At 71.7% G+C, this 20,681-nt stretch carries 16 protein-coding genes; 8 read left to right on the top strand and 8 right to left on the bottom strand.

Annotated features, from left to right (window positions below):
• Window positions 1-57: 57 nt before the first annotated feature.
• Entirely contained in the window at window positions 58-2,472 is a 2,415-nt protein-coding gene (locus I3V78_RS26750; RefSeq protein WP_204491330.1) for a transglycosylase SLT domain-containing protein, read from the bottom strand.
• Between the two features lie 99 nt (window positions 2,473-2,571).
• On the opposite strand from I3V78_RS26750, the gene I3V78_RS26755 reads away from it, so the two are divergent.
• Both I3V78_RS26755 and I3V78_RS26760 read left to right on the top strand, forming a co-directional pair.
• Window positions 2,572-4,794 (top strand): sensor histidine kinase, encoded by a 2,223-nt coding sequence (locus I3V78_RS26755; protein ID WP_204491332.1) that lies wholly within the window; start codon window positions 2,572-2,574, stop codon window positions 4,792-4,794.
• Window positions 4,795-4,934: 140 nt separating this feature from the next.
• Complete coding sequence (locus I3V78_RS26760; protein WP_204491334.1) at window positions 4,935-6,077, top strand: SGNH/GDSL hydrolase family protein; 1,143 nt, start codon at window positions 4,935-4,937, stop codon at window positions 6,075-6,077.
• On the opposite strand, the gene I3V78_RS26765 is transcribed toward I3V78_RS26760, so the two are convergent.
• A complete protein-coding gene (locus tag I3V78_RS26765) occupies window positions 6,004-6,882 on the bottom strand; it encodes a hypothetical protein (RefSeq protein WP_204491336.1) in 879 nt (292 codons plus the stop codon). The two genes, I3V78_RS26760 and I3V78_RS26765, sit on opposite strands and share 74 nt — an antisense overlap.
• 111 nt (window positions 6,883-6,993) lie before the next feature.
• Here I3V78_RS26765 and I3V78_RS26770 point away from each other — a divergent pair, with 111 nt between their 5' ends.
• Window positions 6,994-7,551, top strand: coding sequence for a hypothetical protein (locus tag I3V78_RS26770; RefSeq protein ID WP_338023760.1), 558 nt, complete (start codon window positions 6,994-6,996; stop codon window positions 7,549-7,551).
• Window positions 7,548-9,203, top strand: a complete 1,656-nt coding sequence (gene lnt, locus I3V78_RS26775) for an apolipoprotein N-acyltransferase (RefSeq protein WP_204491340.1) — start codon at window positions 7,548-7,550, stop codon at window positions 9,201-9,203. Before I3V78_RS26770 ends, lnt begins: the two co-directional genes overlap by 4 nt.
• Here the strand turns inward: lnt and I3V78_RS26780 are convergent.
• The gene (locus I3V78_RS26780) at window positions 9,185-10,429 is read right to left on the bottom strand and encodes a dipeptidase (protein ID WP_204491342.1); all 1,245 of its coding nucleotides are present in this window, start codon (window positions 10,427-10,429) and stop codon (window positions 9,185-9,187) included. The two genes, lnt and I3V78_RS26780, sit on opposite strands and share 19 nt — an antisense overlap.
• Before the next feature lie 105 nt (window positions 10,430-10,534).
• Here I3V78_RS26780 and I3V78_RS26785 point away from each other — a divergent pair, with 105 nt between their 5' ends.
• Complete coding sequence (locus I3V78_RS26785; RefSeq protein ID WP_204491345.1) at window positions 10,535-11,623, top strand: YXWGXW repeat-containing protein; 1,089 nt, start codon at window positions 10,535-10,537, stop codon at window positions 11,621-11,623.
• Window positions 11,624-11,644: 21 nt separating this feature from the next.
• Here I3V78_RS26785 and I3V78_RS26790 read toward each other — a convergent pair whose 3' ends face one another.
• Window positions 11,645-13,609: an ABC-F family ATP-binding cassette domain-containing protein gene (locus I3V78_RS26790; RefSeq protein ID WP_204491347.1), complete on the bottom strand. Its 1,965-nt coding sequence runs from the start codon at window positions 13,607-13,609 to the stop codon at window positions 11,645-11,647.
• Between the two features lie 209 nt (window positions 13,610-13,818).
• On the opposite strand from I3V78_RS26790, the gene I3V78_RS26795 reads away from it, so the two are divergent.
• A complete protein-coding gene (locus I3V78_RS26795) occupies window positions 13,819-15,540 on the top strand; it encodes a serine/threonine protein kinase (protein WP_239576633.1) in 1,722 nt (573 codons plus the stop codon).
• Between the two features lie 12 nt (window positions 15,541-15,552).
• On the opposite strand, the gene I3V78_RS26800 is transcribed toward I3V78_RS26795, so the two are convergent.
• Window positions 15,553-16,281, bottom strand: a complete 729-nt coding sequence (locus tag I3V78_RS26800; RefSeq protein ID WP_204491351.1) for an NAD-dependent protein deacylase — start codon at window positions 16,279-16,281, stop codon at window positions 15,553-15,555.
• Window positions 16,282-16,381: 100 nt separating this feature from the next.
• On the opposite strand from I3V78_RS26800, the gene I3V78_RS26805 reads away from it, so the two are divergent.
• Window positions 16,382-16,873, top strand: a complete 492-nt coding sequence (locus I3V78_RS26805; protein WP_204491354.1) for a GAF domain-containing protein — start codon at window positions 16,382-16,384, stop codon at window positions 16,871-16,873.
• Window positions 16,874-16,882: 9 nt separating this feature from the next.
• Here I3V78_RS26805 and I3V78_RS26810 read toward each other — a convergent pair whose 3' ends face one another.
• The 3 genes from I3V78_RS26810 to I3V78_RS26820 are packed head-to-tail and all read right to left on the bottom strand — an operon-like array spanning window position 16,883 to window position 19,880.
• On the bottom strand, window positions 16,883-18,148 hold the full coding sequence (locus I3V78_RS26810) for a glycosyl hydrolase (protein ID WP_204491356.1): 1,266 nt from the start codon (window positions 18,146-18,148) through the stop codon (window positions 16,883-16,885).
• A 49-nt stretch (window positions 18,149-18,197) separates the two neighbouring features.
• Window positions 18,198-18,896, bottom strand: a complete 699-nt coding sequence (cmk, locus tag I3V78_RS26815) for a (d)CMP kinase (protein ID WP_204491358.1) — start codon at window positions 18,894-18,896, stop codon at window positions 18,198-18,200.
• A 15-nt stretch (window positions 18,897-18,911) separates the two neighbouring features.
• On the bottom strand, window positions 18,912-19,880 hold the full coding sequence (locus tag I3V78_RS26820; protein ID WP_204491361.1) for an acetyl-CoA carboxylase carboxyltransferase subunit alpha: 969 nt from the start codon (window positions 19,878-19,880) through the stop codon (window positions 18,912-18,914).
• A 97-nt stretch (window positions 19,881-19,977) separates the two neighbouring features.
• Between I3V78_RS26820 and I3V78_RS26825 the strand changes: the two genes are divergently transcribed.
• The gene (locus tag I3V78_RS26825) at window positions 19,978-20,646 is read left to right on the top strand and encodes a tetratricopeptide repeat protein (RefSeq protein WP_204491363.1); all 669 of its coding nucleotides are present in this window, start codon (window positions 19,978-19,980) and stop codon (window positions 20,644-20,646) included.
• The last annotated feature ends 35 nt before the right edge of the window (window positions 20,647-20,681 follow it).

Below are 20,681 nucleotides of genomic sequence, written 5' to 3' on the forward strand. Positions count from 1 at the left end.
TCCGGCGTCGTCGCGCGCACCCGCGACGACGCCCAATGCCAGACACGCGCGCCCGCGCTACCGGCTCGCCGCCTCGATCGCGGGCGCCTGGGGCGGCTGGGCGTACAGGAGCTGGTAGGTGTTGTACGAGCGCAGCACCCGCTTGATGTAGCCGCGCGTCTCCGCGATGGGCACTTCCTCCACCCACGCGTCCAGCGGCATGCCGGGCCGGTCCGCGCGCCACCGGTCGATGGCCAGGGGCCCCGCGTTGTAGCTGCCCACCGCGTACGCCGTCTGGCCGGGGAAGCGCTTGAGGAGCGAGCCCAGGTAGGCCGCGCCGATGCGGATGTTGAGGTCCGGCTCCAGCAGGGCCTGCGGGGTGGGCACGCGCAGCTTGAGCTGCCGGGCCACCGCCTGCGCCGTGGTGGGCATGAGCTGGGTGAGCCCCAGCGCGCCCGCCCACGAGAGCGCCTTGGGGTCCAGCGCGCTCTCCTCGCGCATGAGCGCCTGGAGCAGGTCCGGCTCCACGCCCGCGGCCTTGGTGTGCTTCTCGATGAGCTCGCGGAACGCGTTGGGGTAGGCCACCTCCCACAGGGGCCGCGTCTGGGGGGTGATGGGGCCGCTCAGCTCGCGGCGCAGCGCGATGCGCGCCACGCCGTGCGCCCCGCGCTCGTCTCCGGACAGCGCCAGCAGGTGCACGAGCAGCCGCAGGTTCTCCGAGGGCAGGCCCACCCGGTTGACGGCGAGCAGCTCCGAGGGTACCGCCTCCGGAAAGCCCAGGCGGAAGAGCTCCACCGCGGCGGTGAAGTGCGGATCCTTCTCCATCGTGCCCGCGTGCAGCGGCCAGGGCGCGCGGCGCTCCTGCTTCGTGAAGTCCAGCTGCGGCACGAGCAGCCGCAGGCGCACCGGGTCCATCTCCTCCAGGCGCGAGCGCGAGATGAGCCCGTAGTAGGTCGCCGGGAACTCGAGCGCGAGCGACTCGAAGAGCATGGCGGCCTGCTCCTTCTTGCCCTGCTCCTGCAGCGTCCGCGCGCGCCAGTAGCGCGCGCGCTCCACGTCGTTGGTGTCGTCCGCCTCGGCGAAGCGCTGCTCGATGCGCTCGAGCGTGGGCAGGCCCCCGTCCGCGGCCTTGAGCGTGCGGGAGATCCAGTAGTCCTTGAACAGCGCCTCGCCCAGGTAGTCACCCTGCGGGTAGAGCTGGGCGAGCGTGCGCAGCCGCTCGGAGGCCTGCTCCAGGCGGCCCGTCTTCACGTAGAGGTCCGCGGCGAAGAAGAGCGCGTCATCCGCGAACGAGTGCTCGGGAAAGTCGCGCGCCAGCCGCTCGTACGTCTCCGGGCCCTTCACCTGATCCACGATGGAGCGCGAGGAGCCGAGCACGTAGAGCACGCGGGGCAACAGGTCGCGGTCCTGGCACGTGTTGGCCACGGGGGTGAGCGCGGCGATGGCGCGCGTGTGCTGGCGCTCCTTGCGCTGGGCCTTGCCGTAGGCGAAGTGGGCCCGGCACGCGAGCGCGTCCGGCATCTTGAGCGCGGGCAGCAGGGGCTCGAGCAGCTCGATGCCCTGGCGGTTGCGGTGCAGCTCGATGAGCTGCTCGGCCCGCACCACCTTCATGTCCAGGGGCGGCTGTTGGCCCTTGAGCCGCGCCTCGGCCTGCCTGGCCAGGGGCGTGAGCGGATGGGCGGCCCACAGCCGCCAGAGGAAGTCGCGCTCGCGCGTCTTGTCCTTCTTCTCCGCGGCCAGGTCCGCGCTGGCCAGCAGGGCCTCGGCGGCGACGTTGCGGCCCCACGAGGGCGAGGTGCGGCCCGCCAGCGGCGCGAGCGCGGCGAGCGCGCCCTCGGTGTCCTTGGCCTTGCGCAGCACGCGGCCGAGCGCCAGGCGCGCATCCGCGTACAGGCGCGAGGTGTCGGGCACCTCGGCGAGCACCTGGGCCGCCTCGGCATGACGGCCGAGCGACTCCAGGGCCACGCCCGCGTGGGTGAGGCACCGGTCGCGCAGCGCCGGGTAGTCCTGGGCCAGGGCGCGCATCTCCTCGGCGGCGCGCGCCGAGTCCCCACCGCGCACGGCGCTCAGGGCGCGCAGGTAGCGCACGGGGGGCGCGTCGCCGCTGGGGGCGAGCAGCTCCCGGGCCCGGCTGTAGAAGCCCTTGTCGAAGGCCTCCTTGGCCTGCTGGAGCGGGCCGCTGGCGAAGTACGGCGCGAGCTCGTCCAGGCCATAGGCGCGGCCGGGCGAGGCCACGGGGGCCAGGGGCGGCGCGGGCGGCGGCTCACCCGGGAAGGCCGGGTTGAAGACTTCCACGTAGCCCGGCGGGATGACGACCTTGTCCGCGTCCGGGGGCGGCGAGAGCTGGGCCTCGGGCGGCGCGGTGCCGGTGAGGGCACGGGGGGGCGCGCTCGGCCCCTCGGACGCGGAGGCCGGAGGGGTGGCGGGAGCCTGGGTGAAGGCCAGCGAGGTGGCGGCGGCGGCGGCGACGAGCAGGGGGAACAAGGCTTTCATACGGGCGGGGCCCTCGGGGCGGGGGCCAAGACAGCGGAGACAACGGGCAGCAGGGGAAAAATTTCCGCGACGCCAGGAAGGTTAGACTCTTCGACCCGCATGGACATCCGGACACAGAGCGCGCTCCTCGCATCCATCATCGGTCTGGCACTGGGCGTGTCCATGTTGTTGAGGGCCGCACGTCCGCGCGTCCTCACGCTCTACTCCGTCTTCGCGTTGACGGTGAGCGGCTACTATCTGTCCATCTCCTTCCATAGCCTGTTCGCGTCGGCGGGCTATCCCTGGGTGGCGCGGGTGGCGGTGGGTGCCACCATTCTATCGGCTTCGCTCGTCCCTGGCGCGGCCGTGTCCTTCTTCCTGGAGTTCCTCGGGGTCAGCAAGGGCACCCACCTGCTCGGCCGGCGGCTCGCCTTCCTGTCGGCCATCTTCGGCCTGGCCGTGGCCGTGTCGCCCCTGGCCCAGAAGCCCTGGGCCCGGGTGGCCGTGGGGACGTGGGTGCTCGGCGCCCTGCTCGCCTCCGTGTCCCTGCTCCTGCGCCGTATGAGCTCCACCGAGTCGCGCATCGAGCGGCTGCGGCAGATGTACCTGGCCATCGGCGCCGGCGCGGCCATCCTCTTCAGCGCCCTGGACCTGCTCGAGCGCGTGGGCCTGCCCTTCCCCACCCCGCTGGGCCCCGTCTTCACGACGCTCTACCTCTTCTTCCTCGCCCAGACGCTCTTGCGGCTGCGGCTGATGGACCTGCACGAGCTGCTCGGGAAGATCGTCTCGCAGACGGTGCTCGCCACCCTGGTGGCCGCGGTCTTCACCGTGCTGACCATGTGGGTGGACAAGAACAACACCTCGCTCTTCGTCTTCAACACGGTGGTGGCCGCCTTCGTGCTGCTCATCCTGCTCGAGCCCCTGCGCGCCAAGGTGGAGGAGCGCGTGGTGGCGCTCTTCTTCCGCGAGCGCTTCGAGCTGCTGCGGGTGCTCAACGCCACGCGCGCGCGCATGGCGGGCGTCATCGAGATCTCCGAGCTGGCGCGGCTGGTGCTCGACGCCCTGCACGAGTCGGGGCGCATCACCCACGCCTCGCTCTACCTGCTGGCCGAGGACCGGCCCGGCTACCGGCTCCTGGGCGCGCGGGGGCCGGCGCCGGTGCCCTTCCTGGACACGGGCGCGGCCCGAGGCGTGCTCTTCGCGGTGGCCTCCGGCCAGAAGGCGGTGCTCCTGGAGAACGTGGAGCGGCGCAGCGCGGTGATGCGGCAGCAGGCCGTGGAGGGCAAGCGCTTCCGCGACGAGCTCAAGCGGCTCAACGACACGCGCGCGGCGCTCGTGCAGATGAAGGCCGGCATCACCGTGCCGCTGTTCGGCGGCGACCGGGTCATCGGCTTCCTCAACCTCTGGGACGAGCGGGTGCCGGAGGCGTACGCCTCGGACGAGATCGCCCTCATGCTGGAGATGGCCGAGCGCCTGGCCACGGCGCTGGAGAACTCCAAGCTCTACGAGACCATCCGCGAGCGCGACCGCCTGGCCGCCCTGGGCGAGATGGCCGCGGGCCTGGCCCATGAAATCCGCAACCCCCTGGGCGCCATCAAGGGCGCGGCGCAGTGCCTGGACCCCCAGCGCATGCCGGGCGAGGAAGGCGAGTTCCTCGAGGTGATCGTCGAGGAGGTCAACCGCCTCAACGGCGTGGTGTCCGCGTTCCTCGACTACGCGCGGCCACTCAAGCAGACGTTCGGTCCCACGGACCTCAACGAGGTGGTGACGCGCACGGTGCGGCTCATCCAGAACGAGATGCCCCGGGGGCTCGAGTTCAAGATGGAGCTGTCGGACGCCCTGCCCCGGGTGGAGGCGGACGCCGAGCAGCTCAAGCAGGTGCTCATCAATCTGGTGCAGAACGCCATGCAGGCCCTGGGGTCCGAGGCCGCGGGCAGCATCACGGTGAAGACGGTGCGGCCGGACCGCTTCAACGACTTCCGCCCGGCGGGAGACTCGTTCGTCGAGGTGCACGTGTCGGACACGGGCCCGGGCGTCCCCGTGGAGCAGCAGCAGCACATCTTCGTCCCCTTCTATACGACGAAGCAGAAGGGCACGGGCCTGGGCCTGGCCATCAGCCAGCGCATCGTGAAGAACCACGGCGGCACGCTCGCCGTGCGCAGCAAGCCGGGCGAGGGCGCCACCTTCATCATCCGCCTGCCCGCCCCCCACGCCGAGCCCCCCCTGCTCCCGGAGCCCGCGCCGCTGGACCGGAGCGCCGAGGCGCAGGCCTCCGAGGGCACCGCCCGGCCCTCCAAGCCCGAGCGGAAGTCCCGCAAGGAGAAAAAGCGCCGGGCGGTGTGAGAAGCCCACGCCTCATTCGCCTCGGCGCGCTTCGACCAATGGACAGCGCGCGGCGCACCAGACTTGCAAGGTGGAGACACGCCACAGGGGAGGCGTGACGAGCGCCTCTCCGGTGGCCATTCCACTGAAGGAGTCACGAGATGTTCAGTCGTTGCACCTGGTCGCGCGCCCTGGCGCTGACCGCCGTCCTGGCGTGCGCGAGCGCCCCCGCCACCACCATCAACCAGAACACGTCCTGGACCCTCCAGCGCCCGGGGTCCTCGAAAACCTTCCGGGTCGTGGCCTACGGGGACTCGCTCTACGCCGGCTACAACGGCAGCCTGTTCAGCGTGGCCAAACGCGCGGCGCCGCTCGTGGACGGCGAGTACCTGGCGAGCGAGTGGAAGGCGAGCGTCGAGGTCGTGCGCCGCGCCCGCTCGGGTGCCCGGGCCGATGACGTCTACACGAACAAGATCCTCGCGGAGAAGTCGTTCATGCAGGCGAGCAACACCCGGGGGGTGACGTTCGAGATGTGTGGCAACGACTATCTCCAGGCCCGCACGGCGCTCACGGGCCAGCGGGGCACCTGCGACTTCGGCGTGCTCGACACCGCCCTGGCGCAGTGCACGCTGTACACGGAGAAGGCCATGCAGGCCATCAACCAGTACGCCCCCTCGGGCGCGTTCAAGGTCGTCGCCAACCTCTATTACCCGGGCTTCGCCGCGGACGACGTGCCCACCACCTGCACGGACACGCAGAAGAAGAAGCCCGTCAACAAGCGCGCGCGCTTCCTGCCCTACCTCGTGCGGAGCAACTGGCGCACGTGCCACCTGGCCGAGCAGTACGGCTTCGCGTGCGCGGACGTGTTCGCCGAGTTCATGGCCGCCGACACCGACACCAACGGGGATGGTCGGCGCGACAGCGAGGCCCTGCGCTACGTGCCCGGAGAGAGCGAGTCCGCCTACGTCACCCGCATCACCCAGACGCTCGGCGCCACCCTGCGCGACGCCAACACGCACCTCGTCGACGCGACCACCAGCTACGACTACCTCCAGTCGGACGACGTGCACCCCACCCACTACTCCTCGGCCAGCATCTCGCTGGGTTTCCTCACGGGCACCGGCTCGGGCGCGGGCGCCCCGGACTTCGCGGACACGCGGATCGTCGACGGGAAGAACCCCCAGTGGAACGCCTGGGGCCACGAGCGCATGGGCTGGAAGCTGTCGGACGTCACGCCAGGAATCGCGCCGCGAGCAGCGACAGCGAGCCCGCGTAGTACAGCACCGCGCACCCCACTTCCGTGAAGCGCCGCACGCCCCGCGCCTGGTCCGGCCTCACCCAGGTGGCGCCCAGGGCCAGCGCCTCCGCTGGCAGCCGCCAGAGCGTCGCGTAGAGCACCAGCATCGCGATGAACGACACCCAGTAGGTGAAGAGACTGCCCAGGTAGGGCCCGAGCCCGTACATCTGGTACTGCGCGAACGGCCCGCCATAGGTGATGTACTGGTCCGCCCGGAACATGATGCCGCCGGGCAACAGCGGGAACAGGACGAACTGGAGCACCCAGAGGCCCACGCCCGGCCGGAGGACCGTGGCCCGGGCATGCGCGAACGCGGCGAGGGGCTGGCGCGCCACCTCGCGCGCCTCGGGCAGGTGCCGTCCGAGCGCGGCCAGCACCGGCAGCGGATCCTCCACCCGCAGGCCCACGCCGAGCGAGCGCCCCGAGCGCAGGCGCACCGACAGGCCCGCCGCCAGCCAGGGCAGACGCCACACGCGCACGGCGGCCACCGACGCGACGGGAACCTCCAGCCGCTCGCCGGGCCGCTCGAGCACGAGGCGCTCCGGCTCCACGTCGAGGGTGGCGGCGGTGAGGCGGCGCACGAGCCCCTCGGCGCCGAGCCACAGGGCCGACACCAGCGCGAGCACGCCCGCGAGCCGGGGCGGCCGGGGGTTGGCGACCCCGGTGAAGGTGAACTCGGCGACGACCACCGCCGCGAGCAGCAGCGTGAGCAGGGCGAGCCCCCGGAACACGGCGCTCGCGAGCCGCGCGGCGGGGGTCCAGGCATGCAGGTGGAAACGCGGTGCGTCAGCCGGAGGGGACGGGGGGCTCATGGGGCGGATTGCCGGGGCGGCGAGGGCTCCGTAGCATACGCAGCCCGAAGAACAGGGGCGACAATGGCCGCGCGGCCTCCCATTCACGAGCGACAAGTCGATTCAGACGGTGTGGTCCGCATCCCGAAGCAGCGCACGGGCCCGAGGGCATGGCTCGTGGGCCTGGCGCTCGGCTTCACCGTCCTGTGCGTGGGCCTGAGCCTGTGGCTGCGTGCCGAGCCCCCCGCCTCACCGCCCCCGCCTCATGAGCCCCAGGCGCCCCGTGTCGTGGCGCCCGAGCCCCCCGCGCCCACGCGGCCGGTGCGGGGCGCGCCCACGGCCTCGCCCGACGCGCCACCGCCGACGCTGGGCTCGACCATGGCCGAGGCCCCCCGGGAGGGCGTCGACCTCTACCGGCCGGGCACCAAGCCGCTCAAGCAGGGCCTCGTGGTGCCCGAGGACTTCGAGCTGCCGCCCGGCTACGTGCGCCACTACCAGGCCACGGACGATGGCGAGCGCGTGCGGCCCATCCTCATGTTCCATCCGGACTACAAGCCGCTCGACTCGCGGGGCGAGCCCGTGGAGCTGCCCTCCAACCGGGTCGTGCCTCCGGAGATGGCGCCCCCGGGCCTGCCCCTGGACGTGCTCGAGTTGCCCTCCGGGCCCGAAGGGGTGGAGCCCATTCCATGAGTCCGCTCGCGGCGCGCGCGCGCCAGGCGGGCCCCGTGCTCCTGGGCATTCTCGGCGCCCTGGCGAGCGCCGCCCTGGTGGCGGGGTTCTCCCAGTTGGAGGCGCGCTGGGTCGCCGTGTGCTGGGTGGCGCTCGTGCCGTGGCTGGCGGTGCTGGACCGCGTGCGCTCCTGGCGCGAGGCCGTGGGCGCGGGCGTCGCGTTCGCCCTGGCCTTCACCGCCGCCGTGTTCGGCTGGTTCCCCGAGGCCCTGCACAGCTACTCCCAGGCGCCCCTGGCGGTGTGCTGGCTCGCGCTGCTCGTGCTCGCGCCCTTCATGGAGGCGCAGCTCCTCGCCTTCGCGCTCGTGCGCCACCACCTGCGGCGCACCGTCACCCGGGGCGCCGCGTGGAAGGTGCCCCTGCTCGGCGCGCTCGTGTACGTGGGCACCGAGGCGCTCTGCCCCAAGCTCTTCGCGGAGACGCTGGGCCAGGGCTTCTTCCCCTCCCCCGCCCTGCGCCAGGTGGCGGACCTCGCCGGCGCGCATGGCCTCACGCTGCTCCTGTTGCTCGGCAACGAGTGCGTGCTCGCGGCGCTCACGGCCCTGGGGCGTCGCCAGGGCGCGCGGGCGGTGCTCACCCCGGTGGCGGTGCTCGCGGCGCTCGTGCTCGGGGGCCTGGGCTACGGCACGTGGCGCCTCGAGCAGGTGGCGCGCGCCGCGGCCCGCGAGCGGCCCGTGGTGGTGGGCGTCGTGCAGGCGAACATCACGAAGTACGAGAAGCTCGCCGCGGAGGTGGGCACCTACGACGTGGTGCGGATGATCCTCGACACGCACTACGCGCTATCGGACGCGCTGCTCCAGGGCCCCCGGCCGGTGGATCTGCTCATCTGGCCCGAGACGGTGTACCCGACGACCTTCGGCTCGCCCAAGAGCGACGTGGGCGCCGAGTTCGACGCGGAGCTGGCGGACTTCGTCTCCGAGCGCCGCGTGCCCCTGCTGTTCGGCACCTACGACCTGGAGCACGGGCACGAGTACAACGCCGCCATGTTCCTGGGTCCCGGGAGGGAGGGGACGCTCACGCGTTCGGCCTACCGCAAGACGATGCTCTTTCCGCTCACGGAGTGGGTGCCCGAGCCCCTCGACTCGCCCTGGCTGCGTGAGCGCCTGCCGTGGACGGGCTACTGGAAGCGGGGGCCGGGACCGCGCACGCTCGACGTGCGCCTGCGCGATGGTCGGCCGCTCTCGCTCGCGCCGCTCATCTGCTACGAGTCCATCTTCCCGGGCTACGTGGCCGAGGAGGCGCGCCAGGGCGCGGAGCTCATCGTCACGCTGTCCAACGACTCGTGGTTCCAGGGCACGCCCGCGCCGCGACTGCACCTGATGCACGCGGGCTTTCGCAGCGTGGAGACCCGGCTGCCCCAGGTGCGCGTCACCAACTCGGGCATCTCCGCGCTCATCAGCGCCACGGGCGAGGTACTCGCCGAGGTACCGGATGCCCACCGCGCGAGCCTCGCCCTGACGGTGCCCCCCACGCCCCACCTGTCCACGGTGATGATGGCCTGGGGCGACTGGTCGCGGCCCACCGCGCTCGGCATGGCCCTGGTGTGGCTGCTCGCGCCGGGCCTGCTCGCGCGGTGGCGCGCGCGCAAGGCGGCCTACCTGCCCCGGGCGTGAGCCTCGACCTGGCGCCACACGCGAAAGACGTTGCCCGAGGCGAGCTTCTCCAGGTCCCCCTCGCTGTAGCCCCGCTCCAGCAGGACCCGCAGGAGGTTCGGGTACTTGGACACGTCCTCGAGGCCCACGGGCAGCGTGGGCCCCACCCCGTCGAAGTCCGAGCCGAACCCCACGTGGTCGATGCCCACGAGCTTCACCACGTGGTCGATGTGGTCCGCCACGTCCTCCACGCGGGCGCGGGGCATGGGGTGCTCGCTCAGGTAGGCCTTCACGAACGCCTCGATCTCGGCGGGGGTGACGGCGGGACCCTTCTGGGCCTTGAAGTCCTGGACGGCCTGGTGGACCCGGGCCTCCGCGTCGTGGGCCGCCTGGATGAGGAAGCCCGAGCCGAAGTTGATCATCACCACGCCCCCCTTGGCGGCCACCGCCTGGATGAGCTCGTCGCTCAGGTTGCGCTCGAAGCCGGGCGTGAAGTGCCGGCAGGACGAGTGCGAGGCGATGACGGGCACCTGGCTCAGCGCGAGCACCTGGCGGATGACGTCGTCGGACACGTGGGCCACGTCCACCATGATGCCCACCCGGTTCATCTCGGCCACGACCTGGCGGCCCAGGGGGCTCAGCCCGTTCCAGGTGCGCGTCTCCCGGTTGTAGGAGGAGTCCCCCAGCAGGTTGTCCTTGGAGTGCGTGAGGGTGATGTAGCGCACGCCCCGCGCGTGGAAGTGCGCGACGTTGGCCACCGTGTCCTCCAGCGCCGAGCCGTTCTCGATGCCGAGCGCGAAGGAGATCTTCCCCTCGCGGGTGTTGCGCTCGACCTCGTCGGGCGAGGCGACGAGGGCGAACTTGTCCGGCGCGGCGCGGACGATCGTCTCCGTCATGTCGATGAGCCCGTCCGCCACGGCCTTGGAGCGGCCGGGGGTGGCCTGGAGCTCGGCGGGCACGTAGATGGCCATGAAGGCCACGTCCAGGCCGCCTTCCCGGGCGCGCGGATAGTCGAAGTCGCCCTGGGCCGTGCGCTGGGCGACGTCCTCGGAGAAGACGCCCTCGGGACTCCGGCCGCCGTTGAGCCGGTAAGGCATGTCGATGTGTCCGTCGGCGATGATGAGCCGCTGGGCCAGGCGCTGGCTCCGCTCGGAGAGGTCCGGGGAAGGCGTGGAAATATTCCCGCCATGGACGCAGGCGGAGCTCACGAGCAGCGACAGGCCGAGGAAGGCGCGGAAGGGTCTCATGGCCCTCCGCTTAGCCCCTTTTCGAGGCAAGGGGCGAGCGGCGATGAATAAAGTCCAGGGCAGGCGCGTCCACACGCCAAGGTCACAGGTTAGCGGAGAGATGTCATGACGCCTCGATGGTTGCTGTGCGCGATGATTGGACTGGCGGCCCCGGTGGTCCACGGTCAGACCAACCCCACCTACTCGCAGGACTACGACGACTCGCAGGGCTACGACGACTCGCAGGGCTACGACGAGTCGGGTGAGGACTACGCCCCGATGGCGCCCTCGGCCCCCCCCGCCCTGCCCCGCGAGGCCGCCTCGTCCCGTCCCTACGCGGACGCGGTGTGGACCTCGGGTCACTGGTACTGGGATGGCGGCCAGTGGCGCTACAAGCAGGGCGGCTGGATCGCCTCCATGCCCGGCTACCAGTTCGTCAACGGCTACTGGCAGCAGCAGGGCCCCTCCACGTGGGCCTGGGTCTCGGGCGGTTGGGCCCAGCCCGGCTCCACCCAGGTGGAGATCCCCGTCTCCGTGACCGACGAGGACGTCATGACGGCCCAGGCCCCGCCCGCCATCCAGGCGGAGACGCGGCCGCTGGCGCCGGACCCGAACTACACCTGGGCCCCGGGCTACTGGTACTGGACGGGCAGCACCTACACCTGGATCGACGGCTCGTGGATCGCCCCGCCCCGTGCCGGCCTCATCTTCGTCTCCCCGCGTTGGTACCAGCGCGGCCGCTCCTGGCACTTCATGGGCGGAGGCTGGGCGATGCGCGGCACCACCCGCATCGTCGTGCCCGAGTACCGCTACGCCCACGTGAACGTGGGCTGGGGTCGGCCGAGCTACTTCGTGCACACCTGGCGCAACTACGCCGTGGTGCACCCCTCCCGCTACTCCGGCTACCGCCACGCGCCGCGCTACTACTGGGACTCGCGCGCCTACCGCCCGGCGCCCTACCGGCCCGGCCCGCGCCACTCCGCTCCTCCCTCCCGGGGTGGCGGCTGGGAGCGGGGTCCCAATCGCGGCCCCAACCGGGACTACGATCGCGGCCCTGACCGGGGCCACGACCGCGGCCCCAACCGGGACCACGACCGGGGCCCGAACCGCGGCCCGGACCGGGGCTCGGACCGCGGGGGCGGCTGGGACCGGGGCGGGCATGACCGGGGCGGCCACTCCGCGACGCCCGTGAACGACCGGGGCGGCCGGCGCTAAGGCGCCCCGGGGGTCTCCGCCTCAAAGCGAGGCGGAGGCCTCGGCCAGCTTCTCCTGGGCCGTCTCCCACCGCGCGTAGAGCGATTCCAGCTCGGTCTTGCCATCGCGGTGGGCGTCCATGAGCGGCTTGGCCTTGGCGAAGTCGTTGTAGAGCACCGGATCGGCCAGCTGCGCCTCGCGCTCCTTCTGGGAGGACTCGAGCTTCGCGATGGCCTCCTCCAGCTTCGCGATCTCCTTCTTGAGGGGCCCCTCCACCGTGCTGCGCCGCTGCCGGGCCTCGGCCTCCAGGCGCTTGCGGTCCTTCTCCGAGGGCGCCGCGACCGCGCCGCCCCGGCCCGAGGGGCTCTCGCCCTGGCCCGCCGCCTCGGCCTCCAGCCGCCGCTGCTCCTGGTGGTAGAGGTAGTCGTCCAGGTTGCCCGAGTGCGTCTCCACCTTGCCGCCCACCACGTCCCAGACCTGCGTGGACAGGCCGTTGACGAAGCTGCGGTTGTGGGACACGAACAGCAGCGTGCCGCCGTAGCCCTTGAGGGCCTCGATGAGCATCTCCGTCGAGTCCAGGTCCAGGTGGTTGGTGGGCTCGTCCATGAGCAGCAGGTTGGAGGGCACGAGCAGGAGCTTGGCCAGCGCCACGCGCGCCCGCTCACCGCCGCTGAGCACGCCCACGGGCTTGTCCACGTCGTCCCCGGAGAACATGAACGCGCCGAGCACGCCGCGCACGAAGCTCTCCGGCTTGTCCGCCGCGAGCGGGCGCACCTCCTCGATGATGCTGTTGCGCTTGTCGAGCTTGTCCGCGTGGTGCTGGGCGTAATAGCCCATGACCACGTTGTGCCCGAGCGTCACCGTGCCGCCCTCCGCCGCGAGCTCCCCGGCGACGATCTTCAGGAGCGTCGTCTTGCCCGCGCCGTTGGCGCCCACCACGGCGATGCGCTGGCCGCGCTCCACCCGGCCCGACAGGCCCGAGTACACCACCGCCTCGCCGTAGCGCTTGTGGATGTCCTCGAGCGTCACCACGTCCCGGCCCGAGCGCGCCACCTCGGGGAAGCGGAAGTGCATGGTGGCCCGCTCCTCGAGCACCTGCACGTCCTCCAGCTTCTCCAGCATCTTCGCGCGGCTCTGGGCCTGGCGGGCCTTGGTGGCCTTGGCGCCGAAGCGGTCGATGAAGCCCTGCAGCTCGGCCTTGCGCGCCTCGACGCGCTCGGCCTGGGCCTGCAGCTGCAGCTTCTCCTCGGCGCGCTGGCGCTTGTAGTCGTCGTAGTTGCCCGAGTACGAGCGCAGGCCCTCCAGCTCCAGGGCCAGCACCCGGCTCACCTGCCGGTTGATGAAGTCCTTGTCGTGGGAGATGAGCACCACGGCCTTGTTCGAGCGCTTGAGGAAGCCGTCGAACCAGGCCTGGGTCGGCACGTCCAGGTGGTTGGTGGGCTCGTCCATGAGCAAGAGGTCGGGGTCCTGCAGCAAGAGGCCCGCGAGCGCCGCGCGCATGCGCCAGCCGCCGCTCAGCGCGCTCGTGGGCTTGAGCAGGTCCGCCTCGCGAAAGCCCAGCCCCTTGAGGATGCGCTCGGCGTGGTGGCGGCCGTAGTGGTCGTCGAAGTGGTCCAGCTCCGTGTGGAGGTCCGCCAGCGACTGGGCCAGCTCCAGCTGCTCCTCCTCCGAGGCGGACTGGGCGAGCGCGGCCTCCGTGTCACGCAGGCGCACTTCCAGTGAGTCCCGCCCAGGCACGGTGCTCAGCACCGCGTCCACCACGGAGCCCTCGGGCAAGCCCGCCAGCTCCTGGGGCAGGTAGCCGATCCGGGCTTTCCGCCGAAAGACGAGTGTCCCCGAGTCGGCGTGCTGCACGCCGGCGAGGATCTTCATCAAGGTGCTCTTGCCCGTGCCGTTGGCCCCCACGAGGCCGACACGGTCCTTGGGACCGAGGGAGAAGCTCTCCTCGTCGAAGAGAACCTTCTTCCCATAGGAGAGGCTGATGTCCTGCGCGATGACGAGACTCATGGCGGGGCGGAGGTGTAACAGCCCCCTCGCGCGACGGGAACGGGCAAGAAGCCCGCCTGCCTCCTCGCCCCCGGGGAATCCGCCCTCGCGGTCCGTCAGGCCCCCTGCCCCACGCCGCGCGGCTTGCCTATACTCCCGAGCCCATGGCTTCCCCCTGCCCTCATTGCGGTAGCACCGAAGGTCCCGATCATCTCTGTGGCGCCGCGCAGATGGCGCTCATTGGCCAGGTGCTCGACGGCCGCTATCAGATCGAAGACGTGCTCGGCCAGGGCGGCATGGGCATGGTCTTCCGCGCCACCCAGACGTCCGTGCACCGGCCGGTGGCGGTCAAGACGCTCAACCCCTCGCTCGCGGCCGCGCCGCAGTTCTTCGAGCGCTTCCGGCGCGAGGCGGAGACGGCCAGCCGGCTGCGCCACCCGAACGTCATCACCATCTACGACTTCGGCCGCTCCCAGGACGGCACCTGCTACTACGTCATGGAGCTCTTGGAGGGCGAGAGCCTGCGCGAGCTCGTCAAGCGCGAGGGGCCCATGACCCTGCGCCGCGCGCTGGACGTCATCGAGCAGGCGAGCCGGGGCCTGGCCCACGCGCACGAGCAGGGCGCCATCCACCGCGACATCAAGCCGCACAACATCATGGTGCAGCAGCTGGACGGGCGCGACTTCGTCAAGGTGCTGGACTTCGGTCTGGTCAAGGCGCTGGAGCAGGAGGAGGAGATGCAGCTGACCTCCACCGGCCAGGTGCTCGGCACGCCCCAGTACATGCCGCCCGAGCAGGCCGGGGGCGATCACGTGGACCACCGCTCGGACCTCTACTCCATGGCGGGCGTGCTCTATTACTGCCTCACGGGCACCTCGCCCTTCGGCGCCAACACGGTGCGCAAGGCGCTCACCGCCGCGCTGACCCAGACGCCGCCCAAGGTGGCCGCCAAGCGCCAGGGCGCGCCCATTCCCCCGGCCCTGGAGGACTTCCTCCAGAAGGCGCTCGCGCGGGAGAAGGAGGATCGCCACCAGAGCGCGTCGGAGTTCCTCGACGCCATGCAGGACGCGGTGGCGGACGCGAGCGATCAGGAGCTCGACGCCGTGCCGGCCAACTCCGTGCCCGAGGCCGGCGGGGGCAGCAAGCCGAGCCAGCGCAGTGTGTCGCGCCCGGGCCGCTCCTCGCCGAGCGCCGTGCGCAACCGCCCCGCCGCCGCTGGCGCGGCACGCGGCTCCACGCCCTCGCCCGCCGCGGCCCGGAGCGGCGGCTCCCAGCCGTCCGGCGTGAGGCCGACGGGAGCCCGCCCGGCCCAGGGCTCGGGCGCGTCGCGTCCCGGGAGCCCCTCGGCCTCGGGCGTCCGCCAGCGCACGCCGCGCCCGGCCCCCGCGCCCGCCATGGTGGCGCCGCCCGAGGAGCTGGTGGAGGAGCCGCGCGGCGGGGGCTCGGGCAAGAAGATCGCGCTCATCGCCGTGCCGCTGGTGCTCTTCGCCGCGGGAGGCGCCCTCGTCGCCCTGCGGCCCTCGCATCCCGAGGCCACTCCGCCCGCCCGGGTGGAGATGAAGGCGCGGCCCGCGGCCCCGGCGCCGTCCACCACGACCGCCGCCCCGACACCGGCCCCCACGGCCGCCGCCCCGGCCACGGACGAGCTGCTGCTGCACATCCACTCCACGCCTCCGGGCGCCGCGGTGTTCATCGGCGACATGCAGATCGGCACCACGCCCACGGTGCGTCGGCAGAACCGCAACGAGCCGGTGGAGCTGTCCTTCCGGATGACCACGTACCAGGGCGCCACGCGCAAGCTGGACTTCAAGGGCAGCGCCTCGAGCGAGGAGACGGTGAACGTCACGCTCTCGCCCACGGTGAAGCCCGCGGCCGAGCCCACGTCCCGGCCCGCCCGGCCCGCGTCCCGCCCCACCAAGGACAAGGACGACTCCATCACCATCTTCGAGTAGGGCCGCCCGGGCTCAGTCGAAGACGGCCAGGCGGGGGAGCACTTCCCCGCTGCGGCCCTGGACGAAGTGGTGGAAGCGGTCCGTGTTGTCCGCGGGGTCGGCGTTCACCAGCCACGTGCGTCCGCCCACGCCGCGCGCGCCATCCACGAAGCCGGCCGCGGGCCACACCGCGCCCGAGGTGCCCACCGCCAGGAACACCAGCCGGGTGTCCCCGCGCAGCAGGAAGTCGCGCACCTGGCGCAGGTTCTCCTCCTCCAGCATCTCGCCGAACCAGACGATGTCCGGGCGCAGCAGGCCCCGGCACTCGTCGCACCGCTCGAGGTGGCCCACGGGGTAGACGGTGCGGTCCTCGAAGGGCTTTCGGGTGCAGTGGGCGCAGCGGGTGCGGAACAGGCTGCCGTGCAGCTCCACCACGCGCTGGCTGCCCGCGCGCTGGTGCAGCCCGTCGATGTTCTGCGTCGCCAGGAGGAAGCGCTCGCCCAGCCGACGCTCCCACTCGGCCAGGGCCCGGTGGCCGGCGTTGGGCTCGCACGCACCGGCGGCGGCGCGGCGCTCGGAGTAGAAGCGCCAGACGAGCCGGGGGTCGGCGGCGAAGCCCTCGGGGGTGGCCACCTTCTCCACGGGCTGATCCTCCCAGAGGCCATCGGCGCCCCGGAACGTCCGGATGCCGCTCTCGGCGGAGACGCCCGCGCCCGTGAGGACGAGGAGCCGGGTGTTGTCATCCAGGTGCAGGCTGTCCACGTGTTGCCTCCCAGGTATCGCGGTCGGGCCGGGTTCGGGATACACCTGCGCCTCCGCCGGAGCCATCCCCCTTCGGCGCGCGTGTCGAGGAACCACCACCATGGCTGAAGTCACCCTGGATCTGCGCGGCCAGCCCAAGGCCGAGGCCTACGCCGAACTGGAGCAGCACGTCGAAGCCGTCCTGGAGGGCATCCGCGACGAGGTGGCCGCCATGGCCACCATGAGCTGCCTGCTGCACCATGCCTTCGGCCACCTCTGGACGGGCTTCTACCGGGTGGTGGAGCCGGGCCGGCTGCTGCGCGTGGGCCCCTACCAGGGCACGCTCGGGTGCCTGGAAATCGCCTTCGGCAAGGGCGTCTGCGGGACCGCCGCCGCCGAGGGCCGCACCGTCGTCGTCGAGGACGTGCACGCGTTTCCGGGCCACATCACGTGTGATGGGCGCTCGGCCTCGGAGATCGTCGTGCCCGTCTTCGGGCCCCAGCGCGAGCTCATCGCCGTGCTCGACATCGACTCCGAGCACAAGGCCACCTTCGACGAGGTGGACCGGCGCGCCCTGGAGAAGCTCCTGGGGTGGTTCTCCCGGCGCGCCTGAGGCCCCGCGCTACGGCGTGCCGCCGAAGACGTCCACCTCGAAGAGCGAGTAGCCGTAGCCGCTCGAGCGCTTCGTGCCATAGAGGCGCAGGTAGCGCCCGGTGGCGGACAGGTGGGTGAACTCGTCCACGCCCCCGTCCCCGTTGGTCACCGTGGTGACCGTGGTCCAGGTGGAGCCGTTGCCGGACACCTGGAGCTGGTAGTCCTTGCCGTAGGCGGCCTCCCACTGGAGCTTCACGCCGGTGATCTTCTTGGTGGCGCCGAAGTCCAGCACCAGGGACTGCGGATCCGCGAAGGCGCTGCTCCAGCGGGTGCCCAGGTTGCCGTCGATGGCCTTGTCGGGACCCGTGCCGGCGTTCTCACTGGAGGACGCCGTGGCGCTCACGGGCGTGAGCTTGCCGGCGGTGGGCGGCTGCGTGCCGCCCCCACTGCCCGCCTCGGGCAGGCTCACGTACAGTCGGCCCAGCTCCGTGAGCTGCCCGGAGGCGCCCAGCAGGTTGATGTGGGGGATCTCGTTGTTGCGGCCGGAGAACCACGCGTAGCGGAAGACGGCGGGCTCGTTCTCCAGGTAGTCGACCGCCTCGGTCATGTACTTCTTCTGCACGTCCAGGGTGATCTGATCGTGCGGCCGGTCCCCACAGGCGAACTCGGTGAGCCAGATGGGCCGGTTGTACTTCTTGAACAGGCCGACGTACCACTTGAGCGCGCTCAGGTCGCACGCGTACCAGTGCACGGCGATGTAATCCACCTGGCACGTCTTGCAGGCGGCGAAGAACGCGTCCAGGTAGACGACGGGATCGGTGAACTTCACGCCGCCCTCGGAGACGCAGTCCCCGCAGTAGTTGACCGCGGGGGACACGAGCTTGAGGTTCTTGCGCCGGGCCACGTCCTCCAGCACCGGCCAGAGCGCCGCGGCCTGGGAGGGCGTCTTGTTCGCCTGGTAGAGGAAGTTGGGCTCGTTGAAGCCCAGCAGGTACTGCGCCCCGGTGGGGATGGACGCGGCGAGCTCGTCCGCCTTGGGGGTGCCGCCCCACACCATGGGCACGAAGGACACGCCCACCGTCGGCGCCACGCTCGCGGCGGTCGTCTCGGGCTTGGGCGACCAGTTGTACCACCAGCTCATGCCGCCCGAGAGCGCCCGCATGTCGTCGGCGGAGTGGTAGCCATAGCCCAGGCCCCGCTTGGCGCTCTTGGCCTCCGCCGGCGTGGACACGCCGGCGAGGCACAGGGACACCACCAGGGACACCGCGAAGCGCGAGGGAGAGAAGAGGGTCATGGGACGCGGACCCTAACACCTCTTTCCCCGTGAAACAGGCAAACCGGGACTATTTGCCCGGCGGCCGGGCCATCCGGTCCAGGATGGCCTGTTCGAGCGTCTGGACGACCTCGGACAGGGGCAGCTCGGTGGAGTCCACCCGGAGGGCGTCGTCGGCGGGCTTGAGGGGCGCCACGGCGCGCGAGGTGTCGTCCTGGTCGCGCTTGACCTGATCCGTCAGCACGTCGTGGAGCGAGCGGTCCACGCCCTTCTGGAAGAGCTCCTCGAAGCGGCGGCGGGCGCGGATCTCCGGGTTGGCCTCGAGGAAGAACTTGGCGTCGGCGTCCGGGAACACCACGGTGCCGATGTCCCGGCCCTCCAGGATGGCGCCCTTGGGGGCCTGCAGCGCCAGGCGCCGCTGGAGCGCCAGCAGGCCCTCGCGCACCACGGGGCGGCTGGACACCTGCGAGGCCGCCATGGAGTTCTCCGGCGTGCGGATCTCCGCGGACACGTCCTCGCCGTCCAGGAAGACGTGGTTGTCCTCGCCCACCACCTCGAAGGACACGCGCACCCGGCCGAGCAGATCGCCGAGCTTCCCGTCGTCATCGAACGCGATGGACTCGCGCCGGGCCTTGAGCGCCACGCAGCGGTAGATGGCGCCGGTGTCCACGAGCGCGAAGCCCAGGCGGCGCGCCAGCACCTTGGACACGGTGGACTTGCCCGCGCCGGCCGGGCCGTCGATGGCCACGATGAAGGGTCTCTGTGACATGCGTGCTCCCTGGCCTCAGCGTCCGGTGAACACGCCGAGCTTGCGGAAGCGCGCGTAGCGGTCCGTGACGAGCTTGTCCGGCGACAGGCCCGACAGCTCGTCCAGGTGCTTGCGCAGCGTCTTGCGCAGGTTCTCCGCCGCCTTGGGGTGGTCGCGGTGGGCGCCGCCGGCCGGCTCGGGGATGATCTCGTCGATGATGCCCATGTCCTTCAAGTCCCGCGCGGTGAGCTTGAGCGCGTCCGCCGCCTTCTCCGCCTTGCTGGAGTCGCGGTAGAGGATGGAGGAGCAGGCCTCCGGGGAGATGACCGAGTAGATGCTGTTCTCCAGCATCAGCACGCGGTTGCCCACGCCGATGGCCAGCGCGCCACCCGAGCCGCCCTCGCCCACCACGGTGGAGACGATGGGCACCTTGAGCCGGCTCATGACCTCCAGGTTCACGGCGATGGCCTCGGCCTGGCCGCGCTCCTCGGCGCCGATGCCCGGGTAGGCGCCCGGCGTGTCCACGAAGGTGAGGATGGGCTTGTCGAAGCGCTCGGCCAGTTCCATGAGCCGGCGCGCCTTGCGGTAGCCCTCGGGGCGCGGCATGCCGAAGTTGCGCGCCATGTTCTCCTTGGTGTTGCGCCCCTTCTGGTGGCCCATGATCATCACCACCTGGCCGCCGAAGCGCGCGAAGCCGCCCACGATGGAGGGGTCCTCCCCGAAGTGCCGGTCGCCCGCCAGCTCCAGGAAGTCCGTGAAGAGCAGCTGCACGTAGTCCAGGAAGTAGGGCCGGGAGCTGTGCCGCGAGAGCTGCACGACCTGCCAGCGCGACAAGTCGCTGAAGATCTCCGTCTGCAGCTTCTTGGCCTTCTTCTCCAGCTTGGAGATCTCCGAGGAGAAGTCCACCGAGCCGCTCGTCGAGAGGGCCTTGAGTTCGTCGATCTTCTTTTCCAACTCGATGAGCGGGCGCTCGAAATCGAGGGGATAATTGATGCCGGTCGCCATGGCGCGGGAGCCCTATCACCCGCCGCCCGGCCCTGACAACGCGCAACGTTTTACGCGGTGCGCGGAATTCCCACCTCCCCCACCCGTCCAAGCCCCCATGAACGCCCTGCCCCTGCTGCTGACCCTGTGGATGAGCGCCGCGCCCCCGCCCTCGGCCGCCACCCTCAACACCGAGGGCTTCCGCCTGTACCAGGCGGGCCGCTACGAGGACGCCCTGGAGAAGTTCCGCGCCGCCACCCGGGCCAACCCCCGCATGGCCCTGGCGCACTACAACGTCGCGGCCACCCTGGGGGTGCTGCGCAAGCGGGGGCAGGTGTGTGAGGCGGAGGCCTACCGGGAGACGATCGTCCAGTACCTCCAGCGCGCGGTGGCGCTGGACAAGCGCCGGCTGGCACGGGCCCGCGAGGACGCGGACCTGGACGTCATCCACGACACGCTGGCCTGGCAGGAGCTCCAGGGGCGCTCCCCGGGCCGGATCGCGGACGTGCCGGAGATCCTCCAGCGGGTGACCTGGTCCCAGCTCACCGCGGGCGGCGTGGCGCCCCGCGTCACCCTCACCTTTCCCGCGCCCGGGCAGGCCCTGCTCACCACGGTGGGCGTGGACGGGAGGCGGGAGGAGCGCGGCACCTACACCCTCCGGGGCCGCGCCGTGACGCTCACCCTGCCCCAGCGCGCGCCCGTCCGGGGCAGCCTGACGGACAAGGGCGCCCTGAAGCTGGGCGCGCTGGGGACGTTCGTGGACAACCCGCCCGAGTGCGATGCATAGAACGCTTCGCCCGGCGGCGGACTTGGCGACCCGGA

This window comes from Archangium primigenium (assembly GCF_016904885.1).
Taxonomy (GTDB): Bacteria; Myxococcota; Myxococcia; order Myxococcales; family Myxococcaceae; genus Cystobacter; species Cystobacter primigenius.

What these genes read in the sequence shown, in the direction of transcription:
- I3V78_RS26760 (WP_204491334.1), top strand. Translation starts at nt 4,935, where the DNA reads ATGTTCAGTCGTTGCACCTGGTCGCGCGCCCTGGCGCTGACCGCCGTC.
- lnt (WP_204491340.1), top strand. Translation starts at nt 7,548, where the DNA reads ATGAGTCCGCTCGCGGCGCGCGCGCGCCAGGCGGGCCCCGTGCTCCTG.
- I3V78_RS26805 (WP_204491354.1), top strand. Translation starts at nt 16,382, where the DNA reads ATGGCTGAAGTCACCCTGGATCTGCGCGGCCAGCCCAAGGCCGAGGCC.
- I3V78_RS26755 (WP_204491332.1), top strand. Translation starts at nt 2,572, where the DNA reads ATGGACATCCGGACACAGAGCGCGCTCCTCGCATCCATCATCGGTCTG.
- I3V78_RS26810 (WP_204491356.1), bottom strand. Translation starts at nt 18,148, where the DNA reads ATGACCCTCTTCTCTCCCTCGCGCTTCGCGGTGTCCCTGGTGGTGTCC.
- I3V78_RS26750 (WP_204491330.1), bottom strand. Translation starts at nt 2,472, where the DNA reads ATGAAAGCCTTGTTCCCCCTGCTCGTCGCCGCCGCCGCCGCCACCTCG.
- I3V78_RS26825 (WP_204491363.1), top strand. Translation starts at nt 19,978, where the DNA reads ATGAACGCCCTGCCCCTGCTGCTGACCCTGTGGATGAGCGCCGCGCCC.
- I3V78_RS26820 (WP_204491361.1), bottom strand. Translation starts at nt 19,880, where the DNA reads ATGGCGACCGGCATCAATTATCCCCTCGATTTCGAGCGCCCGCTCATC.
- I3V78_RS26790 (WP_204491347.1), bottom strand. Translation starts at nt 13,609, where the DNA reads ATGAGTCTCGTCATCGCGCAGGACATCAGCCTCTCCTATGGGAAGAAG.
- I3V78_RS26780 (WP_204491342.1), bottom strand. Translation starts at nt 10,429, where the DNA reads ATGAGACCCTTCCGCGCCTTCCTCGGCCTGTCGCTGCTCGTGAGCTCC.
- cmk (WP_204491358.1), bottom strand. Translation starts at nt 18,896, where the DNA reads ATGTCACAGAGACCCTTCATCGTGGCCATCGACGGCCCGGCCGGCGCG.
- I3V78_RS26765 (WP_204491336.1), bottom strand. Translation starts at nt 6,882, where the DNA reads ATGAGCCCCCCGTCCCCTCCGGCTGACGCACCGCGTTTCCACCTGCAT.
- I3V78_RS26795 (WP_239576633.1), top strand. Translation starts at nt 13,819, where the DNA reads ATGGCGCTCATTGGCCAGGTGCTCGACGGCCGCTATCAGATCGAAGAC.
- I3V78_RS26785 (WP_204491345.1), top strand. Translation starts at nt 10,535, where the DNA reads ATGACGCCTCGATGGTTGCTGTGCGCGATGATTGGACTGGCGGCCCCG.